This is a genomic window from Salinivibrio sp. PR5 (assembly GCF_001996085.1).
GTDB classification, from domain to species: Bacteria; Pseudomonadota; Gammaproteobacteria; order Enterobacterales; family Vibrionaceae; genus Salinivibrio; species Salinivibrio proteolyticus.
Genome location: NZ_MUFK01000019.1, coordinates 23,331 through 44,627, shown reverse-complemented (window position 1 = coordinate 44,627; position 21,297 = coordinate 23,331). Strand labels below are relative to the sequence as shown.

Below are 21,297 nucleotides of genomic sequence, written 5' to 3'. Positions count from 1 at the left end.
CCGTTGTCCTTGTTGTTTTCATCATTTCTCATCTTATTCTGCCTTCTGTGCCCAGACGTGAATGTAACGTCCTAGCGACACAAAGGGTTCTTCGCGGCATAGCTGCTGTTCTAGCGCCACCACTTGTTCAAAGGTAAAGTCACCGGTGCGGGTATCTCGCATGTAATCATGAAACGTGCGCACTCCGGTTTTGCCCTTAATCTCGCATCCTGCTTGCGTGATCCATTGATACACGTCGTTAGGCATTAAGCCTTTCGTCGGCTGCAGTTTGAAGCGTTTTCGATGCGGCATCCCCGCCTGAACATGGCTTAAATTGCCGCACACTAAATTCTTAAAGAGTAAGCCGGTCTGGTTATAAAACATCACCGATGCGAAACCGCCGGGCTTTAGCAAGGTCAATAACGTCTTTAGCACCTGTTCTGGATGCTCTAGCCACTCCATCACCGCGTGAAACAAAATCACATCCGGTGCAGTGGTCAAATGTTCGCCGATCGCTTGCACAGGGGCGTGAACCAGCTGATACTGCGAGAGTAAGCCTTGTTGTTCAATCTCCTGTCGCGCTAAGTCGAGCATTTGCGAAGAGAGATCACATAAAGTGACCCTGTGACCAAGCGCCGCCAATGGCTGCGATAATGGCCCAACGCCGCCACCTGCATCTAGAATATGCAAAGGACGACTATCATCGTCAAAATGGCGCAAAATCTGTTCAATGTCTTGCCAAACTACTACTTGGCGGATTTCGCCTTTGCCCGATCCATAAATGTTTTTAACAAATTTGTGGGCAATGTCGTCGAAATTTCTGTCCTCAGTCACAATGGCATTCGTTATCATTGAATAGTAAGAAGGGCATATTTTGTCACAAGCCTTACGTTAATAAAGGTTTATGGCACTATTTGTGCCTCGTTTGACTATATTTCGGGCGACATTGCATGTTTGAATTAAAAAAACTGATCTCAACCTTGATAATGCCCTTGCCCGCGCTGTTGTTGTTGGGTCTTTTCGGGCTATGCCTGCTTTGGTTCTCTCAGCGTAAAAAGCTGGCATCGTTTGTTATCTTGGGGGCATTTTTAGGTATCTTTCTCGCGTCTTTCCAACCCGTCGCCTCTGGACTGCTTCGGCCACTGGAACGTCAATATCCCGCCTTTCTCCCCACGGATAAACCCGTGGATTTCGTCATGGTGTTGGGCAATAGTCATGTGGTTGATGACGCATTGCCACCCACCTCCGAGCTATCACGTACCGCGCTGATGCGCTTGGCTGAAGGTATACGCATCCATCGGATGTATCCAACCTCCAAACTGATTTTATCTGGTTATGATCACGGATATGAAGTGAGCCACGCCAGAATGTTGGCGAGAGTGGCCATGGCACTGGGCGTTAATAAGAACAGTATTCTGTTACTTGAAACCGCCAAAGATACATGGGAAGAAGCCTATCAAGCCGCATCTGTCGTGGGCAGCAGTAATCTCGTGTTAGTCACATCTGCCTCTCACATGGATCGTGCCATGTATGAATTTCGAAGCGCCGGGCTCGACCCTATCCCTGCCCCAACCAATTTTATGGCGCAAAAAGAAATCAAACAGCCGTGGATTAAGTACAGTCCTCGCGCACAATACTTGGAACAATTTGAGCGTTATTGGCATGAACGGTTAGGCCAAGCATGGCAAAGGCTACGCGATCTAATCGCCCAGCCTAGCGCATAAAAGGTAACAAAAAGCCGCGATAGCTATCGCGGCTTTTTTATTGGTGCTCAAACGCTCGCGTTTACGACGCTAAGTGCGCGCGTACCGCCTCTAAATCCGCTTGGGTATCTACACCGTGTGGCGGTGTTTCTCGGGCCACATCAACATGAATTTTCTCACCATGCCAGAGTACGCGTAACTGCTCCAGCGACTCGATTTTTTCTAAAGGACTCGGTGTCCAATGGATGTACTGGCTGATAAATCCGGCGCGATAGCCATAAATCCCAATATGGCGCAGTAGTGACTCAGGGACCTGCGGCGAGTCCTCACCAAAATGCTCCCGATCCCAAGGGATGGTGGCGCGACTAAAATACAGCGCAAAGCCTTGATGATCAGTGACAACTTTGACCACATTAGGATTGAAGACCTGCTCCGGTTGGTCAATCGCAACCGCAAGAGTCGCCATTGGCGCTTGTTGGTATGTGTTCAGGTTATCCGCGACTTGCCGGATCACTGCCGACGGGATCAACGGCTCATCACCTTGGACGTTGACGATAATGGCATCATCCGCAAACCCATAGGTTGTCACAACTTCAGCCAATCGTTCAGTGCCGGATTGGTGATCATCTCGGGTCAAGCAGACTTCACCACCGAAAGCCTCGACGGCAGAAACAATCCGTGCATCATCTGTCGCAACGATGACTTGTTTGGCACCAGCGGCTTGAGCTCGCTCGTAAACGTGTTGGATCATAGGCTTTCCGCCGATATCAGCGAGTGGTTTTCCCGGTAATCGGCTTGAGCCATAACGCGCGGGGATCACCACATAAAAGTCTGTCATCCCTGAACCTCTTCCAATGACATATCACGTGCTTCGGATTCAAGCAGCACTGGGATCCCATCCTCAATCGGATATGCAACACGGTCGAACTTACACACGAGTTCATTATTTTCTTTATTGAAGTAGAGCTTACCCTGACAAGAAGGACAAGCCACAATTTCAAGCAGACGGTGATCCATAAGTTTCCTTTAATTTTTATGCTTTTTCAGGTGGTGAAGCTTTTCTAGCACATAGTTTGCCGCTGTGTCAGGGAGTTTCGCTGCCACAGGCAAATACCACCAATTGTCTTGAGCAATGCCTTGATATTTCACAGCATCTTTTTCGGTCATCAATAGATGTTGCCCCTTTGCGGCTAAACTGTCTAGCGCTTCGGCACTCAATGATTGATGATCTTGCACCGCTTCACTGTGTACCGGGGTCACACCCATTTTTTGTAAGGTGGCAAAAAAACGTGGCGGATGACCTATGCCCGCCATCGCAACCACCTCAGGAAGAATCGAAACCTGACAACGTTGACCACTACGTAAATTCACCGCTTCGGTCGGTACCAATGTCATTGGCCACTCCCCTTGGTGCGGCTCACCTCCATTGTTGACCACCATATCTACGGTGGCGAGACGGGACGTGTGCTCGCGCAATGGTCCTAATGGAATATAGTGCCCGTTTCCGAATCGACGCTGACCATCCACAATCACAATTTCGAGGTCGCGATCGAGCCGGTAGTGCTGCATGCCATCATCCGTAACCACTACATTGACGCCCTCATCAAGGAGTCGTTTAACTGCTGCGCTCCGATCCGGGTCAACACAAACAGGCACTTGAGTACGGCGGGCAATCAAGACCGGCTCATCACCGGCCACGCGAGGAGAGGTTGTTTGTGACAGCAACAATGGATACTGTTCCGATTTCCCCCCATAGCCGCGTGATACCACCCCGGGACGGTAGCCTTGGGTCTTCAGTTGCTCCACCAGCCAAACCACAAACGGCGTTTTGCCATTGCCGCCGATCATGATGTTACCCACCACAATCACAGGCACGGGCGCGCGATAACTGGGGGCTTTACCACTCAGATAGCGTTGACGGCGATAGCGTGCCACCGCGCCAAATAGCTTGCTAATGGGCCACAAGGGAGCGGCCCAAACCGGAACATCTTCACGAAACCAAAGTTTTTCAACCATGGTCAGTCACCAAATTGAATACGGTGCAACTGGGCATACGCACCGTCTTGCTCTAACAGCGCCTGATGGTTGCCACGCTCAACAATTTCCCCTTCATCCACCACGAGAATTTGATCCGCATCTTCAATCGTGGATAAACGGTGCGCTATCACCAACACAGTGCGATCTTTTTGCAACTCGTCCAGTGCTGCTTGAATGGCGCGCTCAGATTCAGTATCCAATGCCGAGGTCGCTTCATCCAAAATCAGTACTGGTGCGTTGCGCAGCAGCGCACGAGCAATGGCAAGGCGTTGACGTTGCCCACCAGACAAGCTGACGCCATTCTCACCTATAATGGTGTCATAGCCTTCATCTAATTCACGAATAAAGTCATCTGCATACGCCAATTTTGCCGCCTCAATGATCTGCTCACGGGTGAACTGATCCTCGGCTGCGTAGGCGATGTTGTTGGCGACGGTGTCGTTAAACAGGTGAACATTTTGCGAGACTACCGCCACATGTTGGCGCAGATTGGCAAGCTTATACTCGTCAATGGGCACGCCATCTAATGTGATGGTGCCACTGTCGATGTCATAAAAGCGCGTTAACAGGTTGGCAATGGTACTTTTGCCTGAGCCGGAGCGTCCCACCAGTGCCAAAGTTTGCCCCGCGGGTAAATCAAAGCTGACATTGCGAAGTGCAGGCGCTTCTTTGGATGGATACGTAAAGACCACATTGTCCACCTGAATATCGCCCTTCACGCGATCTGCTTCATATTCACCAGTGTCTTTTTCAGTGTCGAGCTCCATCAGGTTGAACAGGCTGTGACACGCTGCCATACCTCGTTGGAACTGCGACGTGACGTTAGTGAGAGATTTTAGTGGACGCATCAAGCCAAACATCGCACCGAACACCACTGCAAACGTACCGGCGGTTAGCTCGGAGCGAATCGCTTCGGTATTTGCCAGTACCAAGACCACGACCAGCGCCATCGAGGCAATCAGCTGGATCACTGGGTTGGCAATAGCTTGAGCAGAGACCAGTTTCATCGTTTGTTGGCGCATACGATTACTGACTTTATCAAAGCGCGCTTTTTCAACGTCTTGGCCACCGTAGCTCAGGACGACTTTGTGCCCTTTCAGCATTTGTTCTGCCGAGCTAGTGACGGACCCCATGGCATCTTGCATATTCGATGAGATGCGACGAAACCGTTTCGACACCACGCGAATCGAAAACGCCACCACAGGCGCGATAACCAACAAAATCGCCGATAGCTGCCAGCTCGACCAAAACATCAATACCATCAAGCCGAGAATTGACGCTCCCTCACGGACTAGGCTCACCAAGGCGCTGCTTGTCGCCGACGCCACCTGTTCGGAGTCATACGTGATGCGAGAGAGCAAGGCGCCGGAGGATTCTTGATCGAAAAAACTGACGGGCATTTTCATAAAGTGGTTAAACATGCGTCGGCGCATGGTCATCACCACATTCCCCGACACCCATGACAGGCAGTAAGCAGAGACAAAACTAGAAAGTCCGCGCACTACCATCAACACCACGAGATAAACGGGCATCCATTTGAGGAAATCCCCCGCCACATCATCATAGGTAAAGCCTTGATCGAGCAGTGGCTTGAGCATGGAGAGCATGAGGGTATCACTGGCTGCATTGATAACCAGTGCGACAATGGCAACGATCAAGCCAAGCTTATAGTTGGCGATGTATGGCCAGAGTTGCTTGAACGTCTGCCAGGTCGTTTTATCTTGATATTCGCTCATTAAAATCGTTTAGCTGTGTAAAACAGACCGGCATTCTACTCTTTTACCCGCCGTCGTCCAAATTTACCGGTCGCCGTTCAAACAGCGTCCGATACCATTGCCCTTGGTGATCATATCGCCACCGGGTCATTTTCCATCGGCCATGGCGGCGCTGAAAACGCACTTGGCCATCTTTCGCGGTATCCAACCAAGTGATCCCCGCTTGCTGATAACGCTCACGAACAACTGGCGCTGGCAACCCCCACGGATTAAACAACCCAGTTGACGCCACCACCCAATGCGGTGATACCGCGGTTATCCAAGGTGACGACGAAGACGATGCACTGCCATGATGTGGCACCAGCATAATATCGCTCTGCACGGCTTCGCGATTTTCCAGGCGCGCCAGTAATGCCGACTCCCCCTGTGATTCAATATCGCCGGTCAGCAAGACACTGCTACGTCCATCACTGACCCGAACCACACAAGAATCATTGTTACCCGCACGATCCGCCTGTATTGGCGGCCAAAGCACATGAAACCTTAACCCTTGCCAATTCCACCTAGCGCCTCGCTGACAGGGTAAATAACCACGTCTTTTCTCACTGGCGCGCTGCCAAATTGGTTGAAAGCGTTCGGTGATAAACGCGGCTCCACCATCGTGGTCACTATCACCATGGCTTAAGAGTAGGCCATCGAGTTGTTCGATGCCTCGTTGCTCAAGAATCGGCGTAATCACCGCTTGCGCGATCCCGCCCACTTGCCATCGGTTTCCGGTGTCATAAAGCACCGCTCTGCCGTTTTTAGTAATTAACACCGCTAAGCCATGCCCCACATCGAGCACATCCAACTGCCAGTCAGGCAATGGTGGCGCACGCCATGCAAAAGAGGTCGTCACCAGTAGCAGTAAAAGCAACGTTTGCCGGTGCCAGCGCCAACTCACCATTAACCAGCATCCTCCCGCAACCAGCAAAGGCCACAACCACGATAACGGTGGAGGCCGCAGCCAAGCTTGGCGGGCAACGTCGGCAAGCCATATCACTGGCGCTAGGCTCCAATCTGCCGCTTGCCAAATAAATGCCGCGACGGTACTGCCCGCTATGAACTGAGCAACCAGGGCGACAAAGACCAAGGGCACTGTGAATATTCCCACCCAAGGAACGGCAAGGAGATTTAACGGCGTGGCGGCGGCACTCAAACCAGAAAAAAAGCCCAGCTGCAAAGGCAACATACCTATCAAGAGAACGAGTTGAATAAATACCAGTTGCTTGCCCCGCCAAACCATACGGGCATACATTGTTGCTGGGAACTCTCGCCGACGAGACAGCAAGTAATGCGCGAGGCACAGCGCTGACACCGCCGTAAACGACAGCCAAAAACTCAATGAAAAGCCTGCGAAGGGATCGCGCAATAGCACAGCCAGTAAGGTGATTTGCAACAAGGTGCTGGGAGACACCTGCGCCCCCATGCGCTTTGCACTGGCATAGATAAATAGGGCAATCAAGGCGCGCTGGGTGGGTAACGCAAACCCTGCCAACGCGGCATACCCTAACGCAACCAGCATAGCGCTGTAGAGCGGCCACCAAAGGGTGAGTCGCCATTCAGGCAGCAGCAAACGGATCCCCCACCCGACTTGCCATCCCAACGCAAACGCCAGCCCAATGTGAAGCCCAGAAATAGCCATCAGGTGAGCTAGACCGCTGTGCGTTAAGATCTGCCAATCTTCGTGGGTCAACCATTGCCGCTCTCCCAAGCTTAGCGCCAGTAAATAGCGGCCATAACGCAAAGGCTCAAGCACAGGGGTCAGTGCATTTAAGACTGATTGCCGCCATGATGGTGTGTGTGTGAGCCGCTCGGCGTTTTTGAGGCTGGCTTTGCTATGAATCCGTCGGGCCACAAAGTAACGCTCCGCATCAAAGCCAGCTTCGTTTAAACGTCCATACGGCGGCTTCAGTCTAACCGTGAGCCTCCAACGCTCACCTTGTTGAGGAAAAGGTGGCGATTGCCAATAAAGGCGAACACAAACTGAGCGAAAAAACGGCAGTGGTTTATCATTAATTTCATCAACATCAAAAATAATCGATTGTGGGCCGGCTTTGGGGCTAAWAAGGCTGCCCACAGAGCCAGATATTGTAGTATCCTCTGTGCTAGAAATGATGTGGATCACGTCTGCTTGGTACAAGGTTGCGGATAATACAGCCCAAGTGAGCCCTAACGCGCTCCCCGCGAGCCACCAAAGGCGCTTTTTCCACCCAAAATGAAACACAATACACGCAATGAAACACGTCCAAACTGGTGGCAAACTGGGCCACCATGGCAGCGATAAAATCGACGCAGCCAAGCCGAGCGTGAATGTCAGCTTCATCGCGTAACATCCAGGTAAGTTAAGCAGGTATGCCCAAGAAGTTTTTTCAACGCTACATGCCAAAACGCGAGGCATTGCGCGATAACAAAGCACTGCGCGTGTTTGGAAGCCTGTTGCACGACCCAAACCTGTGGTGCTTGAATCGTCGCTCCGCATCGGGGGCCTTTGCGGTCGGTTTGTTCATGGCATTTGTTCCCTTGCCCAGCCAGATGATCATGGCCGCGGGACTGGCGATCTTGTTTGGTGTCAACCTGCCTTTGTCGGTCGCGTTGGTTTGGATCAGTAATCCCATTACCATGCCTGTGCTGTTCTATCTCGCCTATAAACTCGGCGCGTGGATGATGAACACACCGCCCTATCCCTTCCATTTTGAGCTCTCTTGGCACTATTTGGTTGAACAAATGGGTCACATTGGACCGCCTTTCTTTCTCGGCTGTATGACCAGTGGTTTGGTGCTCGCCGTGATTGGCTATTTTGCCGTCAGAGGCATTTGGCGCTATTCCGTGGTAAGAAGCTGGCGTAAACGTAAACTTCGTATTCCGAACAAGTTAAAAGAAGTGCTGCCGAAGCCGAATAAACCCTCTTGATTCACGTTGATATCAGGCAACGCTAAAACGGTAGGAAAGGAAAACAAGCCGCTTGAGGGCGCATTGCGACACAGTCATCATCCGGCATTATCAATACGTAAAACCAACCCAAAATTATCGAGACAGATCGAAAAAGGGCCAGCACTCATGCTGGCCCTTTTGATGATGGGTTGTTGTAGCTAGCGCTCTCGCTCACCGCTATTTTGCACTCAATACAGCCGCTGGCTGCAACTGACACGCGCGACGCGCTGGATACCAAGCGGCCAATAAGCTGAGGAGCATCGCGGTTAAACTCACCACCACCACATCGGACACGCGTAACTCACTGGGTAGGAAGTTAATAAAATACACATCACCAGAGAGAAAACGGTGACCCACAACCTGCTCTACCCATTGGATTAATTGGGTTAAATTGCTTGCCAGCAATACCCCCAGCACACTGCCAATCAGGCTCCCCAACGCACCGGCGAATAGTCCATACCAAACAAAAATCCGTCGGATCAAGGTATCGCCTGCTCCCATCGTACGCAAAATCGCAATATCAGCCGCACGGTCTTTCACCGACATCATCAGCGTTGATACCACGTTAAAGCAGGCCACACCAATCACCAAAACCATGACCAGATACATAATCGAACGCACCAAATGGATATCGCGATACAAATAGCCAAATTCACTGGTCCAGTCTTTCATGTACACATAGGCGGAAAGGGTTTGACCGACCTCTCGGACGATACGTCGCGCCTCCAACACCGGCTGAACTTTGAGTGAGACCCCGGTAACCGAATCATCTAGCGCCATCAACTGCTGCGCATCAGATAGACGCATCAAGGCTAACGCATGATCAATCTGTCCGCCCAGCCGTAACAATCCACCCACTTGCATTCTCACTCGCTGAGGTGAACGCAACTTTAAGCTCGCATCCGCCGCGGGGATCATCACGGTTAACCAATCGCCTACCTTCACGCCTAAGCTATCGGCGACACCTTGCCCGAGCACGATATTTGATTGCCCCGCTGGCAAACTGTCCCAACCGCCATCAATAAACGCACCAATGCGACTCACTGCCGATTCGTCGCTCGGTGAAACGGCGCGGATCTGGGCAGGTTTAAGTGCACTGCCATGTTCCATCAACACGGTCATTTCCACGTACGGCGCCGCAGCCACCACTTGAGGATGCTGCAAGGCTTGGTGCTTTACTTGCTGCCAGTCTTCGAGCGTACCATTAACACCAAACACTTGCGCATGCGGCACCACAGAGAGTACACGCTGATTAAGCTCGCGCTCAAAGCCATTCATGGCCGATAGACCGACAATAATGACCATCACACCGATGGCAATGCCAATCACCGATGACAACGAGATAAATGAGACCAGCCGATTACGCTGGCGGGCACGACTAAAGCGGCGTCCAATGGCTAACGACAGTGGTTTCATTGCCCCTCCTCAGTGGCACTCACAGCAAGCAGTTGGCCATCTTGCATTCGCACTTGGCGGTCCAATTTGGCTGCCAGCTCACTGTCATGCGTCACCACTAGAAACGCCGTCCCATGTCGTGCATTCAACGAACGCATCAAATCATAGATCTCCAAAGCTGTCGCATGGTCAAGATTCCCCGTCGGTTCGTCAGCGAGAACCAGCTTAGGATCGTTGACTAACGCACGTGCGATCGCGACACGCTGACGCTCGCCCCCCGATAACTCAGCAGGACGATGGGATAAACGATGGCCCACGCCGACCGCATTCAACATCTCCGTTGCTCTTGCTGTGGCCGTCTTACGTGCAACTTTATTAATTAGCAGTGGCATCATCACATTTTCGAGTGCCGTAAAGTCGGCCAGTAGGTGATGAAACTGATAAACAAATCCAAGCGCTTGGTTTCTTAGCTGCGCTTGTTGGTTCGCAGACATTTGGCTAATTGCTTTGCCCTCAAAATACACCTCACCCTCGCTCGGTGTATCAAGCGTACCCAAGGTGTGCAACAAGGTACTTTTGCCTGAGCCAGACGAGCCGACAATCGCCACAAGCTCTCCCGATGCAATGCTCAGAGACACCTGATTCAATACATGAATCGCCTGACCACCCTCTTGATAGGTTTTGCTGATTTGGTGACAGGACAACAAAGACTCATTCATAACGCAGTGCCTCAGCAGGTTGAACAGATGCCGCTTTAAAAGCAGGGAAAAGGGTCGCTAACGTGCTCAGCAAAATAGCCAACACCATAACCATAACGACGTGAGTTGGATTGACGACCACGGGAAGCGCAAGGCCATTGCCTAGCAAACTCACTCCAAACAGGGCCATGATTTCATTGATATAGAGGGACGCAAGCACCCCCAATACGCCCCCGACCAATGCACCCAATAACCCACTGAGTGAGCCTTGAGCCATAAAGACAGCAACAATATCGCGATTTTGCATGCCTAAGGTTTTCAAAATGGCAACCTCGGCTTGTTTCTCCATCACCACCATAATTAAGGCAGCAATAATGTTGAATGCAGCGACAATAATGATAAGGCTGAGCATTAAGCTCATCATGTTCTTTTCCATCTTCACCGCTTGAAAAAGCTCGCCCCGCCAGACGCGCCAATCTTGCCACGCTGCACTCTCTGCCATCGGTTTGAGATCGGTAATCGCAAAGGGATCGTCAAGGAAAAGGCGTAAATCTTGCGCTTGCTGCGGCGGAATACGCATTAAACGCGCTACATCATGGATGTTAGCCAGCATCAATTGATTGTCGACATCAGTCCCAGTGTGAAAAATGCCAGCCACGGTGAATAAACGCTGCGCAGGGATCCGCCCAATCGGGGTAAACTGGCTCGCACTGGTGACCATCACGCGCACCTGATCGCCAACACGTAAACGTAAATTGCTCGCCATCGCCCGGCCAATGATGATTTGATAACGACCCTCGGCTAACGCTTGAATATCCCCTTGTAACAGATGGTCTGCCAACGGCTCATAAGCGGTTGGGTCAACCCCTTCTAATAACCCTGCAGTCAGCCCTGTTCGGCTTTGTAACACCGCCTCTGTGGTTTGAATGGGAGCGGTCGCCACCACATGTGGCCATTGTTCAACGCGGTTTTTTACCGATGCCGTTTGTCCGTCCGCGATGACCGCATGCGGCAGTACGCCTAAAATGCGGCCTTTTAACTGGGCTTCAAAGCCATTCATCACTGATGACACGGTGATCAAAGCGAGCACACCTATGGCAATTCCTGCAGTAGACATAGACGACACAAATCGCCCAAAACGATCGGCCGATCGGCCGCGCAAATACCGCAAGCCAATAAACACCGATAAGGGTTGATACATAGTGCACCTAGCTTATTGTTTTGATTCGCTGCAAAGCATACCTGCCTGAGCGAATGTCGCCAAGTTTACACACCGATTTGACTGAATATTGACGGATACTGCCCAGAAGCGCACGTTGACGCCCGATAAGGCGGTCTTGAAACTTTACCTAACGCGACGGGTGCGTGATAATCATCAAATGACTGTAAGATAAGGCACAGTGATGAGCCAAGACGAGTACTTTTCTGTAAGAGCCGCAATACGCATTAATGTTGAGCCGCTTCAAGATAGCCAAGCCCAACCCGATGCGGATGCATTTATGGCGGAAATCCCCGCGCCCTTTCGGGTAGCAAGCCAATGTGGCCAAGTCGATAACGCGGTTGAAAAAGAGTTACAATCTCTTGAGCCGGACGATGCCTCAGCACTGTACCGTATCTTGCAAGCGCAAAACGAAAAGCTCACCTTAATGATGGGCTATATGCTCAGTCAAGAAGACGATCCCGCTCAGCGCTTCACCACCCATGCATTCGGCGCAAGCAGCTTTGCCTATCTAAGCCCCACACCACTAAAACAGAGCGACCATGTGCGTGTGAAGCTGTTTCTTGATTTTCCGCCCACAGCGATTTATTGCTATGGCGTGGTCACCCACTGTGAAAAAAAAGCGCCTGACGATGACCATCCACCCCAGTATTTGATCCAAATCCAATATACACGCTTATTGGAAGACGACCGAGACACTCTGATCCGCGCCGCCTTACATCATCAGCAAAAGCTTTTGCGAAAGCGCGCACTCAACCGAAACAAATCAAGCAGTTAAATTCATGACTCAACAACCGCTATACACGTTTACCCTTCCCCGTGGTGCGGGTGACGTCAAACACCTAGGCAACTTAACGGGTGCGGCGTTACCGATTGCCGTCGCCAACATTCGTCAGCAACATCAGGGACCCATTTTTTTGTTGGTGCCCGATAACCAAACTGCAGTTCGCTTGCAGCCCGCGATCAGCCAATTTACCGAGGGGCAATGCGATATTTTTCCCGACTGGGAAACCTTGCCTTATGACAGCTTCTCGCCCCATCAAGATATTATCTCTGCACGACTGGCGTGCCTGTATCAATTGCCGACCCAACGCGACGGCGTACTGATCGCGCCGGCGAGTACCGCCTTACAACGTGTGACGCCAAAGCAGTTTCTCCATCAGCATGCATTGATGGTGAAAAAAGGTGACATTCTGTCGCTCGAGAAGCTGCGCGACCAACTGACGGATGCTGGCTATCGCCATGTTGACCAAGTCATGGAGCACGGTGAATTTGCCAGCCGCGGTTCGATCCTTGATTTATTTCCGATGGGCAGTGATGAGCCTTATCGCATCGACTTTTTCGATGATGAAGTGGACACGATTCGTCAATTCGATCCAGAGAATCAGCGTTCGACGGGTGAGTTAGCGCAAATTCAATTGCTGCCTGCGCACGAATTTCCCACCGATGATGCCGCCGTTGAGTTTTTCCGTGGCCGCTTCCGCGAGCACTTTGAAGCCCGCCGAGAACCGGAATCTGTCTACCAACAAGTCAGCAAAAAAACATGGCCGGCAGGGATTGAATACTGGCTACCGCTGTTTTTCGACCAAACCGAAACCCTGTTCGACTACTTGCCCGATAACACCCTGATTTTAACCGTGGGTGATATCGAAGCGGCGATGACACACTTTCTCGATGACGTGGCACACCGCTACAACCAGCGCCGTGTGGACCCCTTACGTCCGCTATTACCGCCGCACGCTATTTGGCTTAATAAAGACCAGCTGTTTAGCCACTTGAAAGATTATCCGCAACTGCGCCTATTAAGTGACAACGTCACAGAAAAAGCAGGCCGTGAGAATGTCGATATCTCTCCACTGCCGACGTTAACGGTCAATCATCAAGCCAAAGAACCGCTAGCCGCACTGCGTCAATTCAGTGAACAATTTGGCGGTCACTTGGTATTCTCGGTCGAATCGGAAGGTCGCCGCGAGGCACTGCTTGATCTGTTGACCCAAGCCAAAATCCGCCCCATGGTCGCGTCGTCGCTCTCAGACGCGCTGGCGCAACCGGGCCGATTCAGTCTTATCATTGGGCCGGTTGACCAAGGCTTTATTGATAACACTCGTCAATTTGCCCTGATTTGTGAAAGCGACATGTTTGGCGAGCGTGCTGTACAGCAACGTCGTCGTGATAAGCGGAAGCAAAGCGTCAACAACGATGCCGTGATACGCAGTTTGGCCGAGCTCAAACCGGGACAACCCGTGGTTCATCTTGAGCATGGCATCGGTCGCTATCAAGGACTGCAAACACTTGAAGCCGGTGGACTCAAAACCGAGTACATGACCCTTGAATACCAGCAAGGCGCCAAGCTTTATGTGCCGGTCAGTGCGTTACACTTGATTAGCCGCTACTCCGGTGGCGCGGAAGATGCAGCGCCTATCCATAAACTCGGGGGCGAAGCATGGGAGAAAGCGCGTCGTCGCGCGGCAGAAAAAGTGCGCGATGTCGCTGCAGAGCTGTTGGATGTCTATGCCAAGCGTGAAACCAAGCCTGGCTTTGCCTTCAAACATGACAAAGAAGCCTATCAAGTATTTCGATCCAGCTTCCCGTTCGAAGAAACGCCGGACCAATCCCAAGCCATTAACGCGGTCCTCTCGGATATGTGCCGCCCCATTGCCATGGATCGCTTAGTGTGTGGTGATGTCGGTTTCGGTAAAACCGAAGTGGCCATGCGGGCTGCGTTTCTTGCCGTCAATAACAGCAAACAAGTCGCCGTGCTGGTGCCGACCACCTTGCTTGCCCAGCAACATTTCGAAAACTTCCGTGACCGCTTTGCCAACTTACCGGTCCGCGTCGAGGTGCTCTCTCGCTTTAAATCAGCGAAAGAACAAAAAGCCATTTTGGCCGACTGTGCCGAGGGAAAAATCGATATTTTGATTGGCACCCATAAACTGCTGCAAGCGGATGTGAAGCTACGTGATCTGGGCTTGCTCATCGTGGATGAGGAACACCGTTTTGGCGTCCGCCAAAAAGAGAAAATCAAAGCCATGCGCGCCAACATTGATATTCTCACCCTCACGGCGACCCCGATCCCGCGGACGCTCAACATGGCCATGAGTGGCATGCGCGATCTCTCGATCATCGCCACGCCCCCATCCCGCCGCTTGGCGGTAAAAACCTTTGTCCGAGAGCGCGAAGACACCTTGGTCAAAGAAGCGTTGTTGCGCGAAATTATGCGCGGTGGTCAAGTGTATTTCTTGCACAATGACATCGAAACAATTGAAAAAACCGCGAATGAAATCAGTGAAATGATCCCCGAAGCGCGCGTAACCGTGGCCCATGGTCAAATGCGTGAGCGCGAACTCGAGCGGATCATGAGCGATTTTTATCATCAAAAGTACAACGTCTTGGTGTGTACCACCATCATTGAGACCGGTATCGATGTGCCGTCCGCGAACACCATCATTATTGACCGTGCCGACCACTTTGGTTTAGCTCAGCTCCACCAACTGCGTGGACGTGTCGGTCGCTCGCACCATCAGGCCTATGCCTACCTACTAACCCCACATCCCAAGCGGATGACCAAGGATGCTGCCAAGCGATTAGAAGCCATTGCCTCACTCGAAGATCTGGGCGCTGGTTTTACCCTTGCCACCCATGATTTAGAAATTCGCGGGGCCGGAGAGCTGTTGGGGGATGAGCAAAGCGGCCAAATTCAATCGATTGGCTTTACCCTCTACATGGACATGCTTGAGCAAGCCGTCGAGGCGCTAAAAGAAGGCAAAGAGCCGAGCTTGGATGCGCTGTTAAAAGAGCAAACCGACGTCGAGCTTCGACTCCCCGCTCTGCTGCCGGATGACTATATCCCTGACATCAACACCCGTTTGTCGATGTATAAACGCATCGCCAGCGCGAAATCGAATGATGATATTCAAGAGCTTCAAGTTGAGTTAATTGATCGCTTTGGGCTGCTCCCTGATGCCACCAAAAACTTGTTACATATCCAACAAATCAAGTTACGGGCGGCACACCTAGGAGTGAAGAAAATCGAAGCCAGTGACCGCGGAGGGGTGGTTGAATTTCATGAAGATGCGCAAATTGATCCCGGATTCTTAGTGGGACTGTTACAATCGCGTCCAGACAAGTATAGATTTGATGGGCCAACCAAAATAAAGTTTGTCGAGAGCCTCACTGACCGACGTGAGCGGATGAACTTTATTGATGAGCTGTTGACTCAATTTGCAAGTCACCAACTGGTCGCCTAATCGGCGATCAGACTGGCTTGCCAAAGAGAACGGAGTAACCTGTGAAAAACCATCAACGTCAACCACAAGGCTGGCTAACGCGCATTGCCAAGCAAAGCATTTGGGCATTACTGCTTATTGCCATCAGTCAGCCGGCTTTGGCTAAACGACTTTATGATGTCGAGCTGATTGTGTTTAAACGCAATCAAGATCCCGCGAGCGTCCAAGAAAGCTGGCCCGCTCAAGCCGATATCCAGTCGGTCAATCGAGCGGTTCCAGTCACTAATACAACTGCATTACAAAACGCTGGCCTAACCCCGCTACCACGTAGCCAATGGCAATTAACAGACGCGTACAACAAACTGGCCAACCACGCAGGCTTCACCCCGATGGTGCACGTGGCTTGGCGGCAAGATGATAGCGGGCGCGCAGCACTTCCCCTACTGCGGGTTAGCGCGGGCCGAGATTATAGCGACCGGTTTAACGCAGATGGCACCCCGATCACGGCCCAACCTGCTGCACCAACAAACGCAACCGCTTCTACAACCGAATCGCAGTGGGAAGAGCAATCATTGGATACTCTCCCTCCTCGCCAGCCGCTCTATGAGCTTGATGGGACACTACGCGTCTATGTACAGCATTACTTGTTTGTCGAGGCCGATATGGTGCTACGCGAGCCCAGCGAGCGACGGGCGCTGGTTGAAGACATTATCGATATGCCGTTGCAAACCTCAGACGCACAACAAGGTGCGGCAACGAGTACCAACAATGTACAGGTAGCAGGCTTGGAAAAGGTGAAAAAGCAGTATCACATCCAACGTTTCTTGCAGCCCTATGCTTTCACGCACAAACGACGGATGCGCAGTGGCGAGACCCACTATTTAGATAACCCCATGATGGGAATGATTATTCAAGTAAGAAAGGCAAACTAACCCTGTCCACTAATGGGCTATTGATCTAATCGTTTGAAGGATACTGAAATTAGATCATAAAAAACCGGCAAATGGCCGGTTTTTTATTCTTGTTCAGTACACAGCGTCTCGGTTATGCGCTGTTTTTTACCGCAGCGGGTCGCGCTCGGCGTGGCTTGTTCGCGCCGTTGCTATCGCTGCGCGTGCGTGGTGGGCGATTGCCGGTACCACGTGACTTACCGTCGCCTGCGCTATCGGTATGACGTCGATTTTTGCCTACCGGTTTGTGTCCGCGCGCGTTATCGCCAGAGCGCTGTCCATCTTGACGCGGTTTATTCTTTTTCGGTTTCTTTGGCTTTACCGGACGCGTATCCAATTTCGACTCTGGCAACGGATTCGTGACGGGAAAGTCCGCTAGAGTATGACGTGGCAATACCTGTTTAATAAGGCGTTCAATGGCGAACAAATCTTTCGCTTCGTCCGCACAAACCAAAGATACTGCATTGCCCACGGCACCTGCACGACCAGTACGACCAATGCGGTGAACATAGTCTTCTGCCACATGGGGTAAATCAAAATTTACCACTTGCGGTAAATGGGCAATATCGATCCCTCGTGCGGCAATATCCGTGGCAACCAATACCCGTACTTCACCGGTTTTAAACTTCTCTAACGCTTTCGTTCGCGCGCCTTGACTCTTATTGCCATGAATCGCCGCCGCGCTGACACCGTACTCTTCCAAATAGCGCGACAAACGGTTAGCGCCATGTTTGGTTTTGCTAAACACTAACACCTGCTGCCAATTATTATCGGCAATCAGTGATAGTAGCATCGGCGCTTTTTTCTTCTTATCCGCAGGATAAATGCATTGCTCTACCCCTGTTGCGGTTTGGTTAGCAGGATTGACTGAGATCTCAACCGGATTGTTAACTAGCTCTTTCGCCAGTTGGCGAATTTCATCCGAGAATGTGGCAGAGAACAGCAAATTCTGGCGCTTAGCTGGCAGCAAGCCCAAGATCTTACGAATGTCACGAATAAAGCCCATATCGAGCATACGGTCGGCTTCGTCCAAGACCAGCACTTCAAGCTGAGAAAAGCGCACGGCATTTTGCTGGTACAGATCCAGCAAGCGTCCCGGTGTGGCCACCAGCACATCAGCGCCTTTACGAAGTTTCATCATCTGCGGATTGATCTTCACACCACCAAATACCACGGTTGAGCTGAGCGACGTGTATTGGCTGTATTGCTCCACGTTTTTGTGCACTTGCGCAGCAAGCTCGCGCGTTGGCGTCAGGATCAAGGTACGTACATGGTTGGGGCGAGCACGTTTACCTGCCTGCAAACGCTCCAAAATCGGTAAGGTAAAGCCCGCGGTCTTACCGGTACCGGTTTGCGCGGCCGCCATGACATCGTGGCCTTCAATCACCGCAGGGATCGCTTTTTCCTGAATTGGTGAAGGTGTGGTGTAGCCTTGCTCTTGCACGGCTTTCAATAGTGGTGCAGATAGTCCTAAAGAGGAGAAACTCATTAATTGATCTCAATAAATAAAAAATGTCGTCACAGGCCGCATGGCCCATCACTTAGGGTCATGAATATCAATATCGTGGTATGAGAAAAACTCGGCGTCAGGAGGGTTGCTCTAGAAGTGATATCAATAATCTTGATTACGGCGCTATTGTGACGACTTTCACGTCAAGCGGCAACTACTATCTTTTAGGCAACACGCCAGCTAATGATCCTATTCAGGATAAAAAGCTGGCGAGGTTGACTAGTCTTCAAATGGCTTAGGTACTGGCGTATCGTCGTTCGACGGTGGCAGTATTGGTAAGTCGAAGCTTGGCTGATCGCCCGTCAGCGTATGTAAGAAAGCAACAATCTTCGCGTTTTTTTCATCTGTGAATTTACGACCCAATTGCAAACGACCCATGATATCTACCGCTTCAGTGAGTGTTTGTGCTTCTCCATCATGAAAATAGGGATAAGTTAATGTCACATTACGCAGAGTCGGTACTTTAAACATAAAGCGATCAGCGTCTTTCCCTGTCACTGCGATACGTCCCTCGACGGGGTTATCCGTCTGATACGGCTCGAGTAAGCCCATTTTCTGAAACGAGGTGCCACCAAGCGCACTACCGTTATGACAAGCGACACATCCTGATTCAACAAATAGGCGATAACCAGCCAACTCATAATCACTGATCGCGTTATCATCGCCCATGAGCCATTGATCAAATGGCGAGTTCGGTGTCACTAATGTACGCTCAAACTCAGCAATGGCATCGGTGACATGATCAATCGTGATCTCAGTAACACCAAATACTTGATTAAACTCACGTACGTACTGAGGGATCGATTGTAGAACATCAATCGCCAGAACATGGCTAGATGCCATCTCTCCGGGATTAGCAATCGGTCCTCCGGCCTGCTCTTTCAAATCAGCCGCTCGTCCATCCCAAAATTGCGCAATAGAAAGGCTTGAGTTTAATACCGTCGGTGAGTTGATTGGACCTTGTTGCCAATTATGCCCAATGGACGTTTTTAAGTTATCGCTGCCGCCCATACTGAGGTTGTGGCACGAGTTACAAGAAATGAATCCCGATTTGGATAGCCTAGGGTCAAAAAACAACTTTTTACCCAGTTCCGCTTTCCCGATATGAATTTCTTCTGGTGGGGTAATAGGTGTCACCGGTTCGTTACGAGGTAACGCCGAGGCGAATTGACTGGACATTAATCCAATCGCAATCGCGACCGTAGTAATAATTGAACGCATTGCTCCTCCTGATTGTTATTATTTAGTCACCACTAATATGAAAATAGTGACTGATCAGGACGCACGCGAAAAAATTGTCTAATTTAATTGACACAAATCAAAAAGACCGAGGCAAGCCTCGGTCTTGGGGTTTATAGGCTGTTTTAGCAAAGCTTCACACGTGTTTAGTGCAGCTTCAAACTTGGGCGTAGAACGCGGTTGATCCGCCCTACCAGCATCATCAGGCCAGTTTTCACGTAACCGTGCAATGCAATTTGGTGCATCCGATACAAAGAGATGTATACCACACGAGCAATCCGCCCTTCGATCATCATCGAGCCTTTGGTCAGATTACCCATCAAGCTGCCTACCGTAGAGAAGCGGCTGAGCGAAACCAGTGAACCATGATCTTTAAACACATAAGGCTTTAGCTCACGACCATTTAATTTAGCAACAATGTTGCTAAAGCAGCGGCTTGCCATCTGGTGCGCCGACTGTGCACGTGGCGGTACCATGCTGCCATCGGCTTGCGTACACGCTGCACAGTCACCAATCACAAAGATGTCGTCATCACGCGACGTCTGAAGTGTGTTTTTCACGACCAACTGATTAATGCGATTGGTTTCCAAACCAGCGATATCTTTCAAGAAATCCGGTGCCTTGATCCCAGCAGCCCATACCATAATATCGGCGTGAATACGCTCACCCTCTTTGGTTTCCAAGCCTTGGTCGTCTGCTTTAGTGACAAAGGTATTGGTTTTCACCGTGACACCCAGCTTCAGCAGCTCTTGGTGCGCAGCACTCGAGATACGAGTAGGCAGCGCTGGCAAAATGCGCTCACCGGCTTCCACCAAGGTCACGTTCAGTTTCGAGCTATCTAAATCACGGAAACCGTAGTTACGCAGCTCTTTGATGGCATTGTGCAGCTCTGCTGATAACTCAACACCCGTCGCTCCTGCGCCCACAATCGCAATATCTACACTGCCTTGGCCGTGTTTAGCATGCAAACGCAAGAATTCGTTGTTCATTTCCGCGCGGAAGCGGTGAGCCTGTTTAGGATTATCGAGGAAGATACAATGGTCACGAACGCCCGGTGTGTTGAAATCGTTGGAGGTCGAGCCAATCGCCATCACTAAGATGTCGTACTCGAGCTCACGCTCAGGCATCAGTAGTTCGTTATTTTCATCGTACATGGGCGCCAAGGTGATCACTTTCTGGTCGCGATCAATGTCCCACAAGGTCCCCATTTGGAAATCGAACCCATGATTTTTGGCATGAGCACGATAGCTCAAAGCATCAACGCCCTCATCCATTGAGCCGGTTGCCACTTCGTGAAGCAATGGCTTCCATAGATGGCTACTGTTTTTATCTACCAAGGTGATTTCTGCACGACGCTTGCGGCCTAACGTTCGGCCCAGTTTGGTTGCAAGCTCTAGCCCGCCTGCACCGCCACCGACAACGATAATTTTGGTCACTTCTACATCCTTACCTAATTAAAAACTTATACATCAGCCACTTATATAGTCACTGACAAAAATGGGATTGGGCCAGTAATCAAATTACAGTTTGTTTCTCGCACGCTACGTATTGTTCATTGTTCTTTATGGCCGGAGCGCTATGCGTATTCTGCCGGAAAACGTCGCCTACTTCGAGCATAGATTCGGATTCGGCCGCCTTTTGCATGATGAAATA

The 21,297-nt window shown here is 50.9% G+C and carries 17 protein-coding genes; 5 read left to right on the top strand and 12 right to left on the bottom strand.

Annotated elements, in window-relative coordinates; translation table 11 throughout:
* Positions 1–33: 33 nt before the first annotated feature.
* Entirely contained in the window at positions 34–813 is a 780-nt protein-coding gene (cmoM, locus tag BZG82_RS08750; RefSeq protein ID WP_077662094.1) for a tRNA uridine 5-oxyacetic acid(34) methyltransferase CmoM, read from the bottom strand.
* A gap of 116 nt (positions 814–929) precedes the next feature.
* Between cmoM and elyC the strand changes: the two genes are divergently transcribed.
* Positions 930–1,703 (top strand): envelope biogenesis factor ElyC, encoded by a 774-nt coding sequence (elyC, locus tag BZG82_RS08745; RefSeq protein WP_077480659.1) that lies wholly within the window; start codon positions 930–932, stop codon positions 1,701–1,703.
* Between the two features lie 61 nt (positions 1,704–1,764).
* Here elyC and kdsB read toward each other — a convergent pair whose 3' ends face one another.
* From kdsB to BZG82_RS08720, 5 genes are read right to left on the bottom strand one after another with little or no spacing between them, the layout of a single operon-like run.
* Positions 1,765–2,520: a 3-deoxy-manno-octulosonate cytidylyltransferase gene (gene kdsB / locus BZG82_RS08740; protein ID WP_069587309.1), complete on the bottom strand. Its 756-nt coding sequence runs from the start codon at positions 2,518–2,520 to the stop codon at positions 1,765–1,767.
* Entirely contained in the window at positions 2,517–2,699 is a 183-nt protein-coding gene (locus tag BZG82_RS08735; RefSeq protein ID WP_069587307.1) for a Trm112 family protein, read from the bottom strand. Before BZG82_RS08735 ends, kdsB begins: the two co-directional genes overlap by 4 nt.
* A gap of 9 nt (positions 2,700–2,708) precedes the next feature.
* Positions 2,709–3,698: a tetraacyldisaccharide 4'-kinase gene (lpxK, locus tag BZG82_RS08730; protein WP_077765634.1), complete on the bottom strand. Its 990-nt coding sequence runs from the start codon at positions 3,696–3,698 to the stop codon at positions 2,709–2,711.
* Between the two features lie 2 nt (positions 3,699–3,700).
* Positions 3,701–5,455 carry a lipid A ABC transporter ATP-binding protein/permease MsbA gene (gene msbA, locus BZG82_RS08725; protein ID WP_077661996.1) on the bottom strand — a complete coding sequence of 585 codons (1,755 nt, stop codon included), beginning with the start codon at positions 5,453–5,455 and terminating at the stop codon, positions 3,701–3,703.
* A gap of 43 nt (positions 5,456–5,498) precedes the next feature.
* Positions 5,499–7,799 (bottom strand): DNA internalization-related competence protein ComEC/Rec2, encoded by a 2,301-nt coding sequence (locus tag BZG82_RS08720; protein WP_158075991.1) that lies wholly within the window; start codon positions 7,797–7,799, stop codon positions 5,499–5,501.
* Positions 7,800–7,828: 29 nt separating this feature from the next.
* Here BZG82_RS08720 and BZG82_RS08715 point away from each other — a divergent pair, with 29 nt between their 5' ends.
* Entirely contained in the window at positions 7,829–8,386 is a 558-nt protein-coding gene (locus BZG82_RS08715; RefSeq protein WP_069587302.1) for a DUF2062 domain-containing protein, read from the top strand.
* Between the two features lie 198 nt (positions 8,387–8,584).
* On the opposite strand, the gene lolE is transcribed toward BZG82_RS08715, so the two are convergent.
* The 3 genes from lolE to lolC are packed head-to-tail and all read right to left on the bottom strand — an operon-like array spanning position 8,585 to position 11,701.
* Positions 8,585–9,823 carry a lipoprotein-releasing ABC transporter permease subunit LolE gene (gene lolE / locus BZG82_RS08710; protein ID WP_077765632.1) on the bottom strand — a complete coding sequence of 413 codons (1,239 nt, stop codon included), beginning with the start codon at positions 9,821–9,823 and terminating at the stop codon, positions 8,585–8,587.
* A complete protein-coding gene (lolD, locus tag BZG82_RS08705; protein ID WP_069587298.1) occupies positions 9,820–10,521 on the bottom strand; it encodes a lipoprotein-releasing ABC transporter ATP-binding protein LolD in 702 nt (233 codons plus the stop codon). Before lolD ends, lolE begins: the two co-directional genes overlap by 4 nt.
* Positions 10,514–11,701, bottom strand: coding sequence for a lipoprotein-releasing ABC transporter permease subunit LolC (lolC, locus tag BZG82_RS08700; RefSeq protein WP_077765631.1), 1,188 nt, complete (start codon positions 11,699–11,701; stop codon positions 10,514–10,516). The genes lolD and lolC overlap by 8 nt, the downstream gene beginning before the upstream one ends.
* A 202-nt stretch (positions 11,702–11,903) precedes the next feature.
* On the opposite strand from lolC, the gene BZG82_RS08695 reads away from it, so the two are divergent.
* Genes BZG82_RS08695 through BZG82_RS08685 form a run of 3 tightly spaced genes read left to right on the top strand, consistent with a single transcriptional unit; the run spans position 11,904 to position 16,877 of the window.
* Positions 11,904–12,497 carry a PilZ domain-containing protein gene (locus BZG82_RS08695; protein WP_077662000.1) on the top strand — a complete coding sequence of 198 codons (594 nt, stop codon included), beginning with the start codon at positions 11,904–11,906 and terminating at the stop codon, positions 12,495–12,497.
* Between the two features lie 4 nt (positions 12,498–12,501).
* Positions 12,502–15,966: a transcription-repair coupling factor gene (mfd, locus tag BZG82_RS08690; protein ID WP_077765630.1), complete on the top strand. Its 3,465-nt coding sequence runs from the start codon at positions 12,502–12,504 to the stop codon at positions 15,964–15,966.
* 41 nt (positions 15,967–16,007) lie between these two features.
* Entirely contained in the window at positions 16,008–16,877 is an 870-nt protein-coding gene (locus tag BZG82_RS08685; RefSeq protein WP_232111999.1) for a peptidoglycan binding protein CsiV, read from the top strand.
* A gap of 112 nt (positions 16,878–16,989) precedes the next feature.
* Here BZG82_RS08685 and BZG82_RS08680 read toward each other — a convergent pair whose 3' ends face one another.
* The 3 genes from BZG82_RS08680 to BZG82_RS08670 form a co-directional block, all read right to left on the bottom strand.
* Positions 16,990–18,384 (bottom strand): DEAD/DEAH box helicase, encoded by a 1,395-nt coding sequence (locus BZG82_RS08680; protein WP_077765629.1) that lies wholly within the window; start codon positions 18,382–18,384, stop codon positions 16,990–16,992.
* A gap of 240 nt (positions 18,385–18,624) precedes the next feature.
* Positions 18,625–19,584: a cytochrome-c peroxidase gene (locus BZG82_RS08675; RefSeq protein ID WP_443216482.1), complete on the bottom strand. Its 960-nt coding sequence runs from the start codon at positions 19,582–19,584 to the stop codon at positions 18,625–18,627.
* Positions 19,585–19,790: 206 nt separating this feature from the next.
* Positions 19,791–21,080 carry an NAD(P)/FAD-dependent oxidoreductase gene (locus BZG82_RS08670; protein WP_069587283.1) on the bottom strand — a complete coding sequence of 430 codons (1,290 nt, stop codon included), beginning with the start codon at positions 21,078–21,080 and terminating at the stop codon, positions 19,791–19,793.
* Positions 21,081–21,297 lie beyond the last annotated feature (217 nt).

What these genes read in the sequence shown, in the direction of transcription:
- BZG82_RS08715 (WP_069587302.1), top strand. Translation starts at nt 7,829, where the DNA reads ATGCCCAAGAAGTTTTTTCAACGCTACATGCCAAAACGCGAGGCATTG.
- lpxK (WP_077765634.1), bottom strand. Translation starts at nt 3,698, where the DNA reads ATGGTTGAAAAACTTTGGTTTCGTGAAGATGTTCCGGTTTGGGCCGCT.
- elyC (WP_077480659.1), top strand. Translation starts at nt 930, where the DNA reads ATGTTTGAATTAAAAAAACTGATCTCAACCTTGATAATGCCCTTGCCC.
- BZG82_RS08680 (WP_077765629.1), bottom strand. Translation starts at nt 18,384, where the DNA reads ATGAGTTTCTCCTCTTTAGGACTATCTGCACCACTATTGAAAGCCGTG.
- BZG82_RS08675 (WP_443216482.1), bottom strand. Translation starts at nt 19,584, where the DNA reads ATGTCCAGTCAATTCGCCTCGGCGTTACCTCGTAACGAACCGGTGACA.
- lolC (WP_077765631.1), bottom strand. Translation starts at nt 11,701, where the DNA reads ATGTATCAACCCTTATCGGTGTTTATTGGCTTGCGGTATTTGCGCGGC.
- kdsB (WP_069587309.1), bottom strand. Translation starts at nt 2,520, where the DNA reads ATGACAGACTTTTATGTGGTGATCCCCGCGCGTTATGGCTCAAGCCGA.
- lolD (WP_069587298.1), bottom strand. Translation starts at nt 10,521, where the DNA reads ATGAATGAGTCTTTGTTGTCCTGTCACCAAATCAGCAAAACCTATCAA.
- BZG82_RS08695 (WP_077662000.1), top strand. Translation starts at nt 11,904, where the DNA reads ATGAGCCAAGACGAGTACTTTTCTGTAAGAGCCGCAATACGCATTAAT.
- lolE (WP_077765632.1), bottom strand. Translation starts at nt 9,823, where the DNA reads ATGAAACCACTGTCGTTAGCCATTGGACGCCGCTTTAGTCGTGCCCGC.
- mfd (WP_077765630.1), top strand. Translation starts at nt 12,502, where the DNA reads ATGACTCAACAACCGCTATACACGTTTACCCTTCCCCGTGGTGCGGGT.
- BZG82_RS08735 (WP_069587307.1), bottom strand. Translation starts at nt 2,699, where the DNA reads ATGGATCACCGTCTGCTTGAAATTGTGGCTTGTCCTTCTTGTCAGGGT.
- msbA (WP_077661996.1), bottom strand. Translation starts at nt 5,455, where the DNA reads ATGAGCGAATATCAAGATAAAACGACCTGGCAGACGTTCAAGCAACTC.